The organism is Rothia sp. 32237D007AR, assembly GCF_053544675.1.
This window is the reverse complement of the sequence record NZ_JBPPUO010000002.1, coordinates 134,010-149,299: the sequence shown is the minus strand read 5'-3', so window position 1 is coordinate 149,299 and position 15,290 is coordinate 134,010. Positions and strand designations below refer to the sequence as shown.

Sequence of the window (15,290 nt, the reverse complement as noted above, 5' to 3'; positions counted from 1 at the left end):
TTAGCTGGCTCGGCGGCGAAGCACAGTAAAAAATAAGGCTCCCGCCAGTGCTAGAAAAGCCAGGGGCACAGCAATTAAGGGGGTGACACTCAAAAAGTGGGGTGCTTGCCCAGTGGCCCATTTGAGCAGGAGCATGGTAACGCCGCAGATGGTTCCTACCAGCATCAGGATGGCGGCGCTCACTCCCAGCGCCCGAATAGCCCCGCCGTAGGGTAGCTCTAGAATTTCGGTGTGTTCAGAAGACATGCTTCTACGCTACCAAGGCTAGCGCTAAAGGCACCTGAAGAAGCGCCCTTATTACGCCAATGGGGAGCGCGGCGACCATAGGCCCCGCAGACCTGCTTTAATAGGGGTATGACTGAAGAGGTAAAAGACGAGCTAACGGCCCCCGGCGCTTGGAGCGCAGAAAGCTGCGAACAGCCCGGTCTTGAGGCCACCGCCACCGAGCAGGCTGAGGAGCCTGTGCCCCGGCTCACCCTGGGCCAGCCTACTCGCCGCCGCCGTACTAGCAAGGTTGATCCTGTTCTTGCTGAGGCGCGAGAGGTTGCTCTTGCCGGCCTAGCTGATATTGCCCCTGAACATTCCATTGGTTCCCTCCATCATCTGCGGGGTGAGGAAGAGCGTCTGACCACTCACCTCTTTGAGTGCACCCTGCCGGGCTACCGTGGCTGGTTCTGGTTTGCTACCCTCTCGCGTGCTCCCCGCTCAAAGGTGGCCACCGTCTGCGAAATTGGTCTGCTCCCTGGGGACGATGCCCCGCTTGCACCTGCCTGGGTGCCCTGGGCAGAGCGCGTGCTTCCTGAGGACCACGAAGACACTGACTACGAGGGCGCTGACTCTAGCCCGCAAGAGGGTGAACCTGCTGAGGACTAGTGGCATGCTGCCGCTGGTGCAGTAACTTATGTGGTTGAGCCCCATTGGGGGTAAGAAAAAGGACGCCGCTTCACCTCTTCTCTGCCGCGGGGCAGGGGAGTGGCGGGGCGGCGTCCTTAGTCTTTACTGAGGTCCTTAGCCTTTACCGGGGGACTACTTGAGCTTTTCGACGACGTAGTCGATGCAGCCTAGCAGGGCTGAGATGTCCTCAGGGTCAATGGCGGTAAAGGTGGCGATACGTAGCTGGTTGCGCCCTAGCTTGCGGTAGGGTTCGGTGTCTACGATACCGTTAGCGCGCAGGGCCTTAGCAATAGCAGAGGCGTCGATGCTCTCATCAAAATCGATGGTGGCAATGACGTTAGAACGCTCAGCCGGGTTAGCGACGAAGGGGGTGGCGTACTCTGAGGCCTCAGCCCAGGTGTAGATGCGCCCTGCTGAATCAGCGGTGCGTGCTGCTGCAAAAGACAGGCCGCCCTGCTCGTTCATCCACTTGAGCTGCTCGTTGAGCATGATCATGGTAGCCAGCGCCGGGGTGTTGTAGGTCTGGTTGAGACGAGAGTTGTTAATAGCGGTCACCAGGTTCAAAGAATCGGGGATCCAACGGTCAGAGGCACCAAGGCGCTCGGCACGCTCAATAGCAGCAGGCGACCAGAGGCCCAGCCACAGGCCACCGTCAGAAGCAAAGTTCTTCTGGGGTGAGAAGTAGTAGACGTCAGATTCAGCCACGTTAACATCTAGGCCACCGGCGGCGCTGGTGGCGTCAATGAGAACTAGGGCGTCCTCTGAGATACCTGCGGGGCGAGTGACCGGGGCAAAAACACCGGTTGAGGTTTCGTTGTGGGGCCAGGCGTAAACATCTACGCCTTCTTCTGCACGTGCCTCGGGGCGGGTGCCAGCCTCAGAAGAGATGATGGTGGACTCAGCCAGGAAGGGGGCAGCCTTGGTGGCAGAAGCAAACTTAGAGCCAAATTCACCAAAGGTTAGGTGCTGGGCCTTGTTCTCTACCAGACCGAAAGTTGCGGCGTCCCAGAAAGCGGTGGCGCCACCGTTGCCCAGAACTACCTCGTAGCCATCGGGGGCAGAATAGAAAGTGCGTAGACCCTCGCGGATCTCACCTACCAGGTTTTTGACCGGTGCCTGACGGTGAGAGGTGCCCATCAAAGTAGTTGCGGCGGCAGAAATTGCGGCAACCTGCTCGGGGCGTACCTTAGAAGGGCCTGCGCCGAAGCGGCCATCGGCAGGTAGCATCTCGGCGGGAATCACGGGAAAGTTGGTCACTGAATAACTCCTAGACATGAGCAGGAGGTCAACCGGGGCGGCTATGCGTTGATGTGAGGGAAATAAGGTGCCGCTGGCGTCCTGCTCTTTCTATTGTGCAACCTGAGCCTGCCAGTGGGGCTGACCAAACCCCGCAACCGCCAAAAAATGGGGCATAAATTTGAAAAAGTGAGGTGGAACAAGTCAAATGTAGGTGGGAACACACCAGTGAGCGAAGGCAGAATCAAAGGGGCTATGCCGGGTGTGAACGCATACAATTAAGGGTAACACTGCTGCACCTATAGCCCATTATCGCGGGGCAGGCCCAAGGAGATTCGAGAAGGCATGACTGACCTCATTGATACCACTGAAATGTATCTACGCACCGTGCTGGAACTTGAGGAAGAGAATATTGTTCCCATGCGAGCTCGCATCGCAGAACGTCTTGAACATTCGGGGCCAACTGTTTCTCAGACTGTAGCGCGGATGGAGCGGCATGGTCTGCTGACTGTGGCTAGCGATCGTTCTTTGCAGCTGACGGACGAAGGCCGCCAGAAAGCGGTGGAAGTAATGCGTAAACATCGCCTGGCTGAGCGTCTTTTAGCTGATGTTATCGGTCTTGATTTGGAGTATATCCATGAGGAGGCTTGCCGCTGGGAGCATGTGATGAGTGAGCGGGTGGAGCGCCGACTGCTGGAACTGCTGAACGAACCTAAGTTCTCCCCTTATGGGAATGCTATTCCGGGCTTGGAAGAGTTGGGGGCTGAGAGTCAAGAGAATGATGGGCGCACGGTTACTATGTCTATTGCGGGCCGTGACTCCTCTGAAGATGACCGCTTTACAGTCTCTCGTCTGCCTGAATTTATTCAAACGGATGTGCAGTTGTTGAGGCTTTTGGCGGATGCGGGAATTGTCTATGGGGCAACGGTATCAATTGTGGGGAACAGGGACGGTTCGGTGCTGGTTCATGCTGATGGTGAGGACGAATCGCTCACCTTAAGCGCCGAGGTTGCCGAGGCAATCATCGTCAAAAGATAACATTTCGGTAACAAATAAGGGGGTTCGCCTGTTGTTGGACCCTTTTTGTTGCTAAATCGTGATGTTTTGGGAAGGGCTTGCAGAGCGAAAGGTCCTTAAGTGGTGGGCTTCTCAGTTAAAGGGAGACTGACAAAACCTTGGTGGTAAAGAAGGGTGAAAACCTTCTTGCATGACGGCGAAGAGTCTCTATTTTGCCTAGTCAAAGGCCTATCCACAGGGGAATCTTGCCCTTATTGGGTGCGTCCTGACCATCCCACAAAACAATCACCCTACTTTCTAGTTTTGGGCTCTTGCGGCGAAATCGTGACCAAAACGTGACAAACCAAGAGAGCCTGTGTAATGTTCTGTTCCGTGCTCGTCACTGGTCGGATTAGCACCCTGCGAACAGAACCGCCTAGTTCTGCCACTGTTCACAGGAAACAAACACAATAGAATCACGGCAGAAGCGGGGGACCCACCTTACCGGGCTCTCCACCGAGAGCCCTAGGGGTAAAGTCGCAAACACTGCGACCGAGCGAACTTCATGCTCGAACCCGACAGCTCACCTCGTTCGGCAATGGAGGAAAACACTCATGGCTAAGTCAAACATCACCCGTACCGCAGGTATCGTCGCAGCATCAGGCGCCATGCTCGCCGCAACCGTTGCACCTGCAAACGCATTCGCAGTGGCTGAAGTATCAGCACCCGCCAACGCAGCACCCGCTCTAGCAGCATACTCTTACACCACCTGGGGTACCGAAGCTGCCACCACCATCGAAACCGCTGTCGTTGAAAACACCGCAGTTGAAGCCCCCGCAGCTGTCACTCCCCAGGCAACCATCACCGCTGAAGTTCCCGCCAACGTTAACCTCTCAAACGCCCGTGAAGCCGTACTGGCAGGCGCCTACGACGGCATCGGCGGCGCCTACATCTGGGGCGGCAAGGCCTACAAGGGCTGGGACTGCTCTGGCTTCGTCTCCTACGTCTACGCACAGGCTGGCATCAACCTGACCGCCTACACCTACGCCATGGCAGCAGAGCTGACCCCCACCTCAAACCCCCAGCCCGGTGACATCGTCTTCACCAACGGCTATGCACACGTAGGCATCTACGTCGGCAACGGCCAGATGATCTCAGCTCTCAACCCCTCACAGGGCACCCAGCTGACCTCTGTTGACGGTGGCGGCTTCATGCCCGTCGACGGCTTCTACACCGTAGGCTTCTAAAACTTCTCACACGGCCCAAGGCAACCAAACCCCGCCCCAAGCCGGTGACACTCACCAGCAGCTGGTCAGATCCTGCTGAAGAGTGAAAACTACAATTCCTACCACACACAACACGGTATGGAACCCCTGTGAACACTACGTTTACATATGCGCACCAGACGACCAGCTGGGGCGCATTTTTTATGCCCTCCCTTCGCCTCCCCAGCCCAGGGCACCGTTAGGATTGAAACTATGTCGCAGAAGTTAAGCAGCCCCCACATCCAAAACCCCACCAGCTCCTCAGACCAAGAATTCACCTACATGGCCATCGGCATGGTCGCCGGAGCCGTACCCGGCATCATCCTTGGCCTCATCATCTCCCTCTTCCTAGGCCATGCCGCCATGTGGGTATCCATCACCGGCGGTATCGGCATCGTCCTTGGCCTCATCATCTCCCACCTGGCCTACCGCGCCAAAGAAAAATCACACCCCACCCCACCCCACCAATAAAAAGAGAGAGTATGCCCGCGCTTAGCGCATAATGGCAGAGAAAAGAGAACCGGCTAAATCCGGCCTGGTGGCCGAATTTTTAACGCCGGGCACAAAAAAGAGAGAGTATGCCTGCGCTTAGCGCATAATGGCATACTCTCTCTTTTTTGTGCCCCCGAGACGATTCGAACGTCCGACACCCGCTTTAGGAGAGCGGTGCTCTATCCCCTGAGCTACGAGGGCGCAATCCCACTAGTCTACACTATGAAATATTCGATTCAACCCACTACGATGACACCCCACTCTGCCCCGGCAACTCACCACGGCTAAAAGCACTCACCTTACCTCTCACCAGCCGTAAGGCCAGATAGCCTAGCTGCACCAAACACAGAATAAAAAGCAGCCAGCGGGCCGTCATCAAGAAAGAAGCCAGCCCAGTAGCCCCCCAAAGGATCAGCTAAAGCCAGATCAAGAGCAAACCCACCAGCAATAAAAACCAGGGCATAGGCCACCGGCAGAGTCAGCATCAGCCTGCCCACCAGCAGCTCAAACCGTGCAGCACGCACCATGTTCCACCAGGTAAAAGCAAAAATTAGAGGCAAAATCAGGCCCGTTGAACGGTGAAGCACCTGGTAAGCCTGCAAACCCTCCACACCCAGGCCTGCTGCCACAGACTGCAGATGCTGGGCATCAAAACTCAGCATGAGTTCCGGGGCGCGGACGTCCGCCCCCTGCTAGAGGTGGACTGGGCAGGGGAGTGCGCCTGCGTGTGCTCGCCGTAGAGGCGTTTCTTCTGACCTTTTGAAAGACCCATGCTGACTATCTTATCTGTCAGCTCAATCGGGTGTAGGCCCTGGCCTCCTCGCCTAAAATGGGGTGTTGACGGTTGATTTTTGGAAGGTTCTTCTATGTTTGATGACGACGATTTTATGCCTGCCCCCGCACCCAAGCGCCCAGGGGCACCAGAGGGCCAGCCCCTCGTGGAGGAACCTCCTTTTGACCCCTACTACGATGCGGCGCCCCCCGCTGAAGAGTTCCTGCCCCCCGCCTACCAGGTGGGCGGGTTTATGCCTGCCTTTGAGGACGCCCGCCCTACCCCCAGCGTCAGCCCCGAGACGCTGGTGGCCGGTCTGAACGAGCACCAAGCTGAGGCTGTGAAACATGCCGGCAGCCCCTTACTGATTGTGGCCGGGGCCGGGTCTGGCAAGACCCGTGTGCTCACCCACCGCATCGCCTACCTGTTGGCTACTGGCCGCGCCCACCAGGGGCAGATTTTGGCGATTACCTTCACCAATAAGGCAGCCGCTGAGATGCGAGAGCGTATCACCGCTCTGGTGGGGCCGCGGGCCCAGAGCATGTGGATTTCAACCTTCCACTCCTTCTGCGTGCGGGTGCTGCGCCGTGAAGCTCAGGCCTTAGGGCTCAAATCAACGTTCTCGATTTACGACTCGGCTGATTCTCAGCGTCTGCTGACGCTCATTATTAAGCAGATGAACCTTGATACTAAGAAGTTCACCGCCAAGGTGGTGGGCAACCGTATCTCTAACCTTAAAAATGAGCTGGTGAGCGCCCAGCAGTTCGCTGCTGAGACTAGCCCCACCGACCCCTGGGAGGGTGTGATTTCTAAGGTCTATACGGCGTACACTGAGCGCCTGCGGGCTGCTAACTCCCTGGACTTCGATGATCTTATCTTTGAGACAGTCATTCTTCTCAAGAATCACCCGCAGGTAGCTGATTACTACCGCCGTCGCTTCCGCCATATCCTGGTCGATGAGTATCAGGACACCAACCATGCCCAGTACCAGCTGGTGCGGCAACTGGTGGGGGGCGCGGCGTCCTTGCGCTCTGTGGCAGACCCCACCGACCAGGGCCCCTACCCCGATGCCTACCCGCCGGCTGAGCTGACGGTGGTGGGCGACTCTGACCAGTCCATCTACGCCTTCCGTGGGGCTGACATCCGCAATATCACCGATTTTGAGGAAGACTACCCGGCCGCCCACACTATTCTTTTGGAGCAAAACTACCGCTCGACCCAGAATATTCTTTCAGCGGCTAACGCCGTGATTGAGCGTAACCCGGGCCGCCGCCCCAAAAAACTCTGGACAGCCAGCGGGGACGGCGCCAAAATTACCGGTTACGTGGCAGAATCTGAGCACGCCGAGGCCCGCTATATTGCCCAGGAAATTGACCGGCTGCGTGATGAGCACGGTACTGCACCGGGTGATGTGGCTATCTTCTACCGCACCAACGCCCAGTCTCGCACCCTTGAAGAAATGCTCATGCGGGTGGGCTTACCCTACCGGGTGGTGGGTGGCACCCGCTTTTATGAGCGCAAAGAAATTAAGGACGCCCTGGCCTACCTGCGCGTGCTGGTTAACCCCGATGATGATATTAACGTCCGCCGTATACTCAATGAACCTAAGCGCGGTATCGGTGCTAAATCTGAGAGTGTGGTTGCCGACCATGCCCGCGCTAGCGGTATCTCCTTCATGGCTGCCCTGCGCCAGGGTAGTGAAGTGCCTGGGCTGGGTGCGGCGGCTGTCAAAAAGATGACGGCCTTTGCCCAGATGATAGATGATTTGGCGCAACTAGCTGCCACCGAGTCAGCGGCCACCTGCCTGGAGGCTGTGCTAGAGCAGACCGGCTACCTGGCCGCCCTGCGGGAGTCTAAGGACATTCAGGACGAATCCCGGGTAGAAAACCTCTCAGAGCTGGTGGACGCTGTGCGCGAGTTCGAAAGTGATAACGCCGGGGCCAGCCTAGAAGACTTCCTGGAGCATGTTGCCCTAGTTGCTGATGCTGACCAGATACCTAATAAGCCTAAGGCTGAGCAGGCGGGCGGGCCGTCTGCTGCCCAGATTGCTGCTGAGGTTGCAGAGGCCCGCTCCCAGGGCGTCATTACTCTTATGACCTTACATACCGCTAAGGGTCTGGAGTTCCCTGTGGTTTTCTTAACCGGTATGGAGCACGGCCTCTTCCCTCACCAGAGGGCTTTGACCGATGATTCTGAGATGAGTGAGGAGCGCCGTCTGGCCTATGTGGGTTTGACTCGCGCTATGGAACGCCTTTACTTGACGCGTGCGGAGAACCGTTCCATGTGGGGCCAGAGCCAGTTCAACCCGCCTTCGCCCTTCCTGGAAGAAATCCCTGAGGAGCTGATTGACTGGAAGCGCACGGGGTCTTCTTTTAGCGGTTATTCTGGTGGCGGCTATGGGGGCGCTTATGCGGGCGGACGCGGGGGCTGGGCTGGTGGACGCACCGGCGGCAGCTCATCGTATGGCTCTTCTACCTATTCGAGCCGTTTTGATGAACCGGCAAGGCGGGGCGCCCGTGAGCCTTCTACCAGTGAGGTGAACGGCTCAGCCACTTATGGGCTGAAGGCAGCAGCCCGTACTGTTTCTCGTGTGCAGCAGAATAAGGAAATTCCGGCGCTGGCGGTGGGTGACAGGGTTGAGCATGCTAGCTTTGGTGAGGGCCGGGTGACTGCGGTTGAGGGTGCTGGTGATAAGACTGTGGCTAAGGTGCGTTTTGCTCATGAAGAAAAGCGTCTTTTGTTGCGCTACGCACCGTTGACTAAAAAAACCAGCTAAGATGAGAGGGGCCTGGCACTATGAGATGTGGTGCCGGGTTTTTTCTGCCCGATCCAGTCAAGGACACCTGTGGAACACCTTATGACTCTTCCCACCGTACCCGAAGAATTCGTGACGGCAATGGATGAGATGACCGATACTCGTGTACAGCTTCGAGAAAACTCTGACCTATCGCTTTTCCGTATCGAAATTGACCCTACTACTTCTGTTGCCCGCCGTATTGAAAAGGTATTGGGTGTCGTTCTACCGGCTGCGCGCGGGCAAGTCACAGGCGATGCAACTGCCCTGCATCTGCTCTATGGCACTCGGCAGGTTGTAGCCTGCCTGTATGTTGAAGAAGGCGTCTACCTGGTGGTAACAAAGGTGGATGCTGTTAAGCTGGGCCGGGCACTGGCTGCGGCACTGGGGTCTGATGAGGGTCTGGTGCTGGATGTGTCGGTTAACCGTGCCGTGGTGAACTTGAGCGGCGTGGCGGCAGCAGATGTGATTGATGAAGTTGTGCACTTTGACTTCCCACCGGATTTCTTTGACCCGGGCAAGGCCCTGTCCTGTACCGTGGCTAAGGCTCGTATTATGCTCTGGCGGATTGATGAGTTGGAGTATCTGATGGTTCCTCGTGCCTCTGATACTGCCCCTTTTCTGCTGAATATTCTGGATGCCTGCGAGAAAGCTAAATAGGTGTAGCGGGGGAGCGCTCGTCATAACTGGTAGGTTTGTTTCGTTTGCAGGGAAAAAGGTCGCACCCCTGTAGGCAAGTGCGATAAAGTTTTGTCAAGAAGCTTTGTGTGCTCTAGCTCTCGTAACGGGGTCGGGCACTGAACTTCGTACATGTAAACGCTGGAAGCACCGCTTTCTGGCATCATTTCGGCGAAGAAGGAATCCCTGTGGACCTGTTTGAATACCAGGCACGCGATATCTTTGAGAAGCACGGCGTGCCCGTGCTCCAGGGCATCGTAGCTACCACCCCCGAAGAAGCAAAGGCGGCAGCTGAGAAAATCGGTGGCGTCACCGTTATCAAGGCCCAGGTTAAGGTGGGCGGGCGCGGTAAGGCAGGCGGCGTGAAGGTCGCCAAGACCGCCGACGAGGCCTACGAGTACGCCCAGCAGATTCTGGGCATGGACATTAAGGGCCACACTGTTCGCCGCGTGATGGTAGCCCAGGGCGCTGACATCGCTGAAGAATACTACTTCTCCATGCTGCTTGACCGCACTAACCGCTCCTACCTGGCCATGTGCTCTACTGAGGGCGGTATGGACATCGAAACCCTAGCTGCTGAGCGCCCCGAGGCCCTGGCTAAAGTCGAGGTCAACCCCCTGGAAGGTATCACCGCCGAAAAGGCCGCTGAAATTGTTGAGGCTGCTGGCTTCGCTGAGGGCACAGGCAAGGACGTCGCGGCGGTGCTGGTTAAGCTCGGTGAGGTTTATAAGAAGGAAGATGCCACCCTGGTTGAGGTTAACCCGCTGGTGAAGACCAGTGACGGCAAGATCCTGGCCTTAGACGGTAAGGTCTCCTTGGACAGCAATGCTGGGTTCCGCCAGCCTGATCACCAGGCGCTGGTGGATAAGTCAGCCGAGAACCCCCTAGAAGCCCAGGCAAAGGAGCACGGCCTCAACTACGTCAAGCTAGATGGCCAGGTAGGCGTAATCGGTAACGGTGCAGGCCTGGTCATGTCTACCCTGGACGTTGTTGCTTACGCTGGTGAGAAGCACGGCAAGGTTAAGCCCGCTAACTTCCTTGATATTGGTGGTGGTGCCTCCGCTGAGGTTATGACTGCTGGCCTAGATATTATTCTCAATGACGAGCAGGTTAAGTCTGTTTTCGTCAATGTGTTCGGTGGTATCACTGCCTGCGACGCTGTAGCTAACGGCATCGTTAAGGCCCTGGAAGTGCTGGGGGATAAGGCCACTAAGCCCCTGGTTGTCCGTCTGGACGGTAACAATGTTGAAGAGGGCCGCCAGATTCTTTCTGAGGCTAACCACCCGCTGGTTCACCTGGCTGACACCATGGACTCTGGTGCAGATAAGGCAGCCGAGCTGGCTCACACCGCATAAATCACCGCTGATTATTACTAGAAGGTTTTTATCATGTCTATCTTTTTGAACAAGGACTCTAAGGTCATCGTTCAGGGTATTACTGGCGGTGAAGGTTCTAAGCACACCGCCCGCATGCTTGCCGCTGGCACCCAGGTTGTAGGTGGCGTCAACGCCCGTAAGGCTGGCACCACCGTCTCTCACAAGGACGCCGCCGGTAAGAGCCTTGAACTGAAGGTCTACGGTTCTGTTGCTGAAGCCGTTGAGGAAACTGGCGCTGATGTCTCTATCGTCTTTGTTCCCCCGGCGTTCACTAAGGATGCCGTCATGGAGGCTATCGACGCTGAGGTTCCCCTGGTCGTTGTGATTACTGAGGGCGTACCGGTAGGGGATACCGCTGAGTTCTGGGCTTATGCTAAGAGCAAGGTGGATGCCTCAGGTAAGCAGGTCACTCGAATTATTGGCCCTAACTGCCCGGGCATTATTACCCCCGGTGAGGCTCTGGTGGGTATTACTCCTGCCAACATTACCGATAAGGGCAAGATTGGTTTGGTCTCTAAGTCTGGTACTTTGACTTACCAGATGATGTTTGAGTTGCGTGATATTGGGTTTACTACCGCTATTGGTATTGGTGGTGACCCCATTATTGGCACCACCCATATTGATGCTCTTGAGGCTTTTGAGGCTGACCCTGAGACCGAGGCTATTGTGATGATCGGTGAGATTGGTGGGGATGCTGAGGAGCGGGCCGCTGAGTACATTAAGGCTCATGTGACGAAGCCTGTTGTGGGGTATGTTGCTGGTTTCACGGCCCCTGAGGGTAAGACTATGGGCCATGCTGGTGCTATTGTTTCTGGTTCTTCAGGTACTGCTGAGGCGAAGAAGGAGGCCCTGGAGGCTGCTGGTGTGAAGGTCGGTAAGACCCCTTCTGAGGCTGCCCAGCTCATGCGCGAGATTTTTGCCAATAAGTAGAGATCCGAATGTCTGCTTCTCTTTGAACGAGGGAAGGACCAAGGAAGAGTGGTGGCGGTATCTGTAGAAGATACCGCCACCACTCTTCTTAGGGGGCTGCTAAGAAAGATTCTTAGTTTGAGCCGGTGATGGGGGGAGTGATGCCTGCTGCTACGGGGCGGGGGCATACGTTGAGAGTGGTGGGGCCACCGATAACGAAGTTCTGAGCACCGGTGCGGTTGCTGCCGTTACCCCAGGTGAGGGTGATGGTGTCAAGGGGCTCAGGGAAGCTCAAAGTGACGTTACCTGCAGTGGAGTTATAGCTCAGGTTGTTGCTAGTTGAGAGGGCGGTGAAGGTGGTGGTATCGCCGCTGGTAGAGATGGTGGCGCCACCGGTGACCAGGGGAGCGGAAGTTGCTACACCGTTGAGGGATGATTTGACAGTGAAAACATCCTGCCAGGGGCCACCACTGCCAGTGGTTCCCTGATCAACGTCACCAATATCAAAGGTGAAATTGGTGACAGGCTCGGAGAATCTCATGGTGATGGTAGTCTGCTGATTACCACCGGAGTAGCCGTTTTGGCCGCTCTGCAGGGTCTGGAAGAAGAGGTAGTCAGAAAAGCCTGAGTAGGAGGGGAAAGATACTCCGTCATTAGTAGGATACTTGGTGATGAGGTTCTGAGAGTTCGAGAGAGTAGGGCCTGATGAAGAGACGTGGGTGATGGTAAGCCTTGCCTTGCCGTCATTGGTCATGACGGAGCCTGTGTGGCGGTCACTGCCATTAGCTGCGACAGGGGTAGCGCGGACGAAGTTAGTCCAGGTAATGCCAGTGGAAGCCTCAGTGTTAGTGTTAGAGCAGACGTCCGGGCTAGCTGCGTAGGCAGGAATAGTAGTGGTAGCAACAACTGCAGGAGCAGCCCAAGCGGCTCCCTTAGCGAGTGTACGGCGTGAAACGGCCATGATAATCCTTCTAAAAATGGGTGATTTCTGCTTGTGGTAGCAAGGTTATGATGATTATTCCTGCCTTCTGAGAATTGGATACAAACAAAAATTGCATGCCCTCAGAGAAGAGGAAAAGGGTACAAAAAACCTGTTTTCTTTTAAAATATTAGTCGAAGATTAGGCACCATAAAAGTCTTTCAGACACCTAAAAACTAGAACCTTACATTACCGCCGTATTGAACAGCAGACCCAGTAGATAGGTTGCCAGGGCAGCCCCGTAGCCGATAGCTAGCTGACGCAGGCCCCGCTTGAAGGGTGAAGCACCAGAAAGCAGGCCCACCACCCCGCCAGTGACCATGAGGGCAAAACCTACCAGCAGCATAGAAATGAGCATGGCCGCCCCACCAGACATACCAAAGATGTAAGGAAGAATCGGGATAAGGGCACCAGAGGCAAAGAAACAAAAACTTGAGGCCGCAGCCCCCACATCGCTCCCCAGTGCGTCATGGGAGCCCTCAACTTCTTCCCCCTCACCTATCTCACGGAAAGACAGAGAGGGGTCACAGTCACATGAGAAGTAGCCAAAGCGTTCCATGGCGCGGTGGCGGGCGTCCTCTTCACTCATGCCACGGGCCTTATAAATCAGCTCAAGCTCATTCTGGTTAATATCGAGCTGATGAGCCACATCAAGAGTGACCTGGGTCGGCTGGGAGGCATCCAGAAGTTCACGCTGGGAGCGCACAGAAACAAACTCACCGGCCGCCATAGAAAGAGCACCAGCAAGTAGGCCCGCCACACCCGAAAGGAGCACCATAGAGCTGCTCACACCGGTGGCGCCCACGCCCATAATAAGGGCCGCGTTCGAGACCAAACCGTCATTGGCACCAAAAACTGCTGCACGGAAATTACCAGAGAGTTTCTCGCGCCCTGAGGCGGAGAGTGCACGCACAATCTCTTCGTGGATTGCCTCATCAGCAGCCATGGCTTCAGTGGCGTCTGAATCTTCTGCATAGGAGGAACGCCCCTCAGATCGCTGAGCCAGGGCAAGGACGAAAACAGACCCAAAATTTTTGGCAAGAAGCTCGAGGAAACGAGCAGAGACAGACGGACGAGGCTCAGGGTGGGCATACTCACCTAGCAGTGTGCGCCAGTGCTCCTGGTGGCGGAGCTCAGCCTGAGCAACTTCTCTCAGAATTTCTGCTTCCTTGCCCTCAGCTCGATCCGCTAGAGCTGCGTAGATGCGTGCTTCGGAGATTTCTTCGGCAAGATAGCGGCGCCAGCGGCGAACCTGTGCGCTACTTGGCTGCTGGGAGGGAGTGCGGGGGGCGGCTTCTGACATGGCGTTTCACCTTTTCTCTGCTTTAAATATTGTAAAGGGCGGTTAATTGTGGTGCAAACAAGATTAATTGGCTTCTAGGCTGAGCAATGAGGTTCAGGAATGAATGTGCAGGAACGGTAATTATGCTTCTGCACAGGGGAACACTTATTACGTTCTTTAGCCAGATACGGATTATTATGATTTATTCAGGATAAGCCTTGAAAAGGTGTGGCTAGATGCATAGTGTTAGATATAGACAATCTCCCCCGGGCTCGCCTGCCTAGCCCGGCAATCTAAGGATAGGAAAACCTGCTATGAGCAAGTACGCATCATTTACCGTCCCCGGCCTCACCGAAGAGTCAGGCCATCATGTAGCCGATATTCTGCAGCTTCGCCTGCATGCTCTGAACGACCTGCACCTGGTACTCAAGCATGCTCACTGGAATGTCGTAGGCCCCAATTTCATCGCTGTTCACGAGATGCTGGACCCCCAAGTCAACCTGGTGCGCGGATTCGTTGATGCCATTGCCGAGCGCATGGCCACCATGGGGGTAACTCCTAACGGTCTCTCAGGCGATTTGGTCGAAAAGCGTACCTGGGCTGAATACGATGTTGACCGCGCAGATGCTCTAACTCATATTCGTGCCCTGAACGAGGTCTACAACGTGGTGGTTGAAGACCACCGCGCCGCCATTGCCAAGGTGGGCGATAGCGATCCCATCACAGAAGATTTGCTTATTGGTCAGACCGCTGAACTGGAACTCTTCCAATGGTTCCTGCGCGGGCACCTGGAAGATGGCACGGGAAACCTCAAATAAGCATAAATGCACCCAAGTTGCGCTAAAGGCGGGCCTATTACGTGATAGGCCCGCCTTTGCCATGCAGTAGCTCTATCGTCTACCTCTCGATGAGTGCCCGGATTTTGTCGAGAGTAAGTTCTGTATGGTCGTAACGGGCGTGGCCCAGATGCTCGGGCACCTGGACAATGCCGGGCACTACGACCACCTTCATGCCCGCTGACATGGCGCTTTGCGTACCAGAAATAGAATCTTCCACCGCAACACAGTAGGCCGGGTCAACCCCCAAATTGCGGGCTGCCAGTAGATAAGGCTCGGGGTCAGGTTTAGCATGGGTGACCTGCTCATCGGTCACAAAAGTCTTAAAAAGACCCTGCGGTGCTAGCTTGGCAGTATGAGTTGCAACCTCGGTCGTAGCATTGGTAACAATTCCGGCGGGGACGCCCGCCTCAGCTACCTGAGCCAGGAGCGCCTCAATGCCCGGTAGGAGCTCAAGGCGGGCGTCCTTAAGAAGAACTGACATCTTAGCTTTTAGCCGGTCATAGAGTTCATCAGCAGAAGCATCTGCACCAAGCTCCTGCATGCGAGAAAAAGTCAGTGCAGCAGGTTTGCCCAGGGTCATGAGCGTATCGTGTTCGGTCCAACTGGCCCCAAATTCGGCGGTCAGTGCGGTTTTAGCCTCAGCCCATAGGGGCTCGGTATCTACTAGGGTTCCGTCGTGGTCAAAGAAAATAGCTTCAAGTCTGCTCATAGGTATCAGCCTACCTGCCCGTCTGTAGTGGCTAGGGCCTGTGGGTGACTTTCACATTAAAGCTTGTCT

The 15,290-nt window shown here is 55.9% G+C and carries 15 protein-coding genes, 1 tRNA gene and 1 riboswitch; of the genes, 9 read left to right on the top strand and 7 right to left on the bottom strand.

The features are described 5' to 3' along the window. A complete protein-coding gene (locus ACED87_RS02235; protein ID WP_449083226.1) occupies positions 1-246 on the bottom strand; it encodes a hypothetical protein in 246 nt (81 codons plus the stop codon). A gap of 108 nt (positions 247-354) precedes the next feature. Here ACED87_RS02235 and ACED87_RS02230 point away from each other — a divergent pair, with 108 nt between their 5' ends. After that, positions 355-873, top strand: coding sequence for a DUF3027 domain-containing protein (locus ACED87_RS02230; protein WP_449089555.1), 519 nt, complete (start codon positions 355-357; stop codon positions 871-873). Between the two features lie 153 nt (positions 874-1,026). Here ACED87_RS02230 and serC read toward each other — a convergent pair whose 3' ends face one another. Next, entirely contained in the window at positions 1,027-2,121 is a 1,095-nt protein-coding gene (gene serC / locus ACED87_RS02225) for a phosphoserine transaminase (RefSeq protein WP_449089594.1), read from the bottom strand. Between the two features lie 354 nt (positions 2,122-2,475). Here serC and ACED87_RS02220 point away from each other — a divergent pair, with 354 nt between their 5' ends. From ACED87_RS02220 to ACED87_RS02210, 3 genes are all read left to right on the top strand, one after another. After that, positions 2,476-3,168, top strand: a complete 693-nt coding sequence (locus tag ACED87_RS02220) for an iron dependent repressor, metal binding and dimerization domain protein (protein ID WP_449089554.1) — start codon at positions 2,476-2,478, stop codon at positions 3,166-3,168. Between the two features lie 421 nt (positions 3,169-3,589). Next, positions 3,590-3,735, top strand: a riboswitch (cyclic di-AMP (ydaO/yuaA leader). 5 nt (positions 3,736-3,740) lie between these two features. Continuing rightward, positions 3,741-4,373: a C40 family peptidase gene (locus tag ACED87_RS02215; RefSeq protein ID WP_449089553.1), complete on the top strand. Its 633-nt coding sequence runs from the start codon at positions 3,741-3,743 to the stop codon at positions 4,371-4,373. A gap of 231 nt (positions 4,374-4,604) precedes the next feature. After that, positions 4,605-4,862 carry a hypothetical protein gene (locus tag ACED87_RS02210; protein ID WP_449089552.1) on the top strand — a complete coding sequence of 86 codons (258 nt, stop codon included), beginning with the start codon at positions 4,605-4,607 and terminating at the stop codon, positions 4,860-4,862. Positions 4,863-5,011: 149 nt separating this feature from the next. On the opposite strand, the gene ACED87_RS02205 is transcribed toward ACED87_RS02210, so the two are convergent. Together ACED87_RS02205 and ACED87_RS02200 are read right to left on the bottom strand one after the other, a co-directional pair. After that, a tRNA-Arg gene (locus ACED87_RS02205) sits at positions 5,012-5,084 on the bottom strand. A 98-nt stretch (positions 5,085-5,182) separates the two neighbouring features. Then, a complete protein-coding gene (locus tag ACED87_RS02200; RefSeq protein WP_449089551.1) occupies positions 5,183-5,545 on the bottom strand; it encodes a hypothetical protein in 363 nt (120 codons plus the stop codon). A gap of 204 nt (positions 5,546-5,749) precedes the next feature. Here ACED87_RS02200 and pcrA point away from each other — a divergent pair, with 204 nt between their 5' ends. The 4 genes from pcrA to sucD all read left to right on the top strand — a co-directional run bounded on the left by pcrA (position 5,750) and on the right by sucD (position 11,433). Further along, positions 5,750-8,431: a DNA helicase PcrA gene (gene pcrA / locus ACED87_RS02195; RefSeq protein ID WP_449089549.1), complete on the top strand. Its 2,682-nt coding sequence runs from the start codon at positions 5,750-5,752 to the stop codon at positions 8,429-8,431. An 81-nt stretch (positions 8,432-8,512) separates the two neighbouring features. Then, positions 8,513-9,109, top strand: a complete 597-nt coding sequence (locus ACED87_RS02190) for a sarcosine oxidase subunit gamma family protein (RefSeq protein ID WP_449083238.1) — start codon at positions 8,513-8,515, stop codon at positions 9,107-9,109. A gap of 206 nt (positions 9,110-9,315) precedes the next feature. Continuing rightward, positions 9,316-10,482, top strand: a complete 1,167-nt coding sequence (gene sucC / locus ACED87_RS02185; protein ID WP_449083240.1) for an ADP-forming succinate--CoA ligase subunit beta — start codon at positions 9,316-9,318, stop codon at positions 10,480-10,482. A 33-nt stretch (positions 10,483-10,515) separates the two neighbouring features. Further along, positions 10,516-11,433, top strand: coding sequence for a succinate--CoA ligase subunit alpha (sucD, locus tag ACED87_RS02180; protein WP_449089548.1), 918 nt, complete (start codon positions 10,516-10,518; stop codon positions 11,431-11,433). A gap of 112 nt (positions 11,434-11,545) precedes the next feature. Here the strand turns inward: sucD and ACED87_RS02175 are convergent, their stop codons facing one another. Together ACED87_RS02175 and ACED87_RS02170 are read right to left on the bottom strand one after the other, a co-directional pair. Beyond that, positions 11,546-12,373, bottom strand: coding sequence for a hypothetical protein (locus ACED87_RS02175; RefSeq protein ID WP_449089547.1), 828 nt, complete (start codon positions 12,371-12,373; stop codon positions 11,546-11,548). Positions 12,374-12,575: 202 nt separating this feature from the next. Next, entirely contained in the window at positions 12,576-13,694 is a 1,119-nt protein-coding gene (locus tag ACED87_RS02170) for a VIT1/CCC1 transporter family protein (RefSeq protein ID WP_449081328.1), read from the bottom strand. Positions 13,695-13,987: 293 nt separating this feature from the next. Here ACED87_RS02170 and ACED87_RS02165 point away from each other — a divergent pair, with 293 nt between their 5' ends. Continuing rightward, positions 13,988-14,491 carry a Dps family protein gene (locus tag ACED87_RS02165; RefSeq protein WP_449081326.1) on the top strand — a complete coding sequence of 168 codons (504 nt, stop codon included), beginning with the start codon at positions 13,988-13,990 and terminating at the stop codon, positions 14,489-14,491. A gap of 79 nt (positions 14,492-14,570) precedes the next feature. Here ACED87_RS02165 and ACED87_RS02160 read toward each other — a convergent pair whose 3' ends face one another. Then, positions 14,571-15,221: an HAD family hydrolase gene (locus tag ACED87_RS02160; protein WP_449089546.1), complete on the bottom strand. Its 651-nt coding sequence runs from the start codon at positions 15,219-15,221 to the stop codon at positions 14,571-14,573. Positions 15,222-15,290 lie beyond the last annotated feature (69 nt).

Coding starts and splice junctions, on each gene's coding strand:
- ACED87_RS02220 (WP_449089554.1), top strand. CDS start 2,476: ATGACTGACCTCATTGATACCACTGAAATGTATCTACGCACCGTGCTG.
- pcrA (WP_449089549.1), top strand. CDS start 5,750: ATGTTTGATGACGACGATTTTATGCCTGCCCCCGCACCCAAGCGCCCA.
- ACED87_RS02215 (WP_449089553.1), top strand. CDS start 3,741: ATGGCTAAGTCAAACATCACCCGTACCGCAGGTATCGTCGCAGCATCA.
- ACED87_RS02230 (WP_449089555.1), top strand. CDS start 355: ATGACTGAAGAGGTAAAAGACGAGCTAACGGCCCCCGGCGCTTGGAGC.
- sucD (WP_449089548.1), top strand. CDS start 10,516: ATGTCTATCTTTTTGAACAAGGACTCTAAGGTCATCGTTCAGGGTATT.
- ACED87_RS02160 (WP_449089546.1), bottom strand. CDS start 15,221: ATGAGCAGACTTGAAGCTATTTTCTTTGACCACGACGGAACCCTAGTA.
- ACED87_RS02235 (WP_449083226.1), bottom strand. CDS start 246: ATGTCTTCTGAACACACCGAAATTCTAGAGCTACCCTACGGCGGGGCT.
- ACED87_RS02190 (WP_449083238.1), top strand. CDS start 8,513: ATGACTCTTCCCACCGTACCCGAAGAATTCGTGACGGCAATGGATGAG.
- ACED87_RS02210 (WP_449089552.1), top strand. CDS start 4,605: ATGTCGCAGAAGTTAAGCAGCCCCCACATCCAAAACCCCACCAGCTCC.
- ACED87_RS02175 (WP_449089547.1), bottom strand. CDS start 12,373: ATGGCCGTTTCACGCCGTACACTCGCTAAGGGAGCCGCTTGGGCTGCT.
- ACED87_RS02200 (WP_449089551.1), bottom strand. CDS start 5,545: ATGCTGAGTTTTGATGCCCAGCATCTGCAGTCTGTGGCAGCAGGCCTG.
- ACED87_RS02165 (WP_449081326.1), top strand. CDS start 13,988: ATGAGCAAGTACGCATCATTTACCGTCCCCGGCCTCACCGAAGAGTCA.
- ACED87_RS02170 (WP_449081328.1), bottom strand. CDS start 13,694: ATGTCAGAAGCCGCCCCCCGCACTCCCTCCCAGCAGCCAAGTAGCGCA.
- serC (WP_449089594.1), bottom strand. CDS start 2,121: ATGCTACCTGCCGATGGCCGCTTCGGCGCAGGCCCTTCTAAGGTACGC.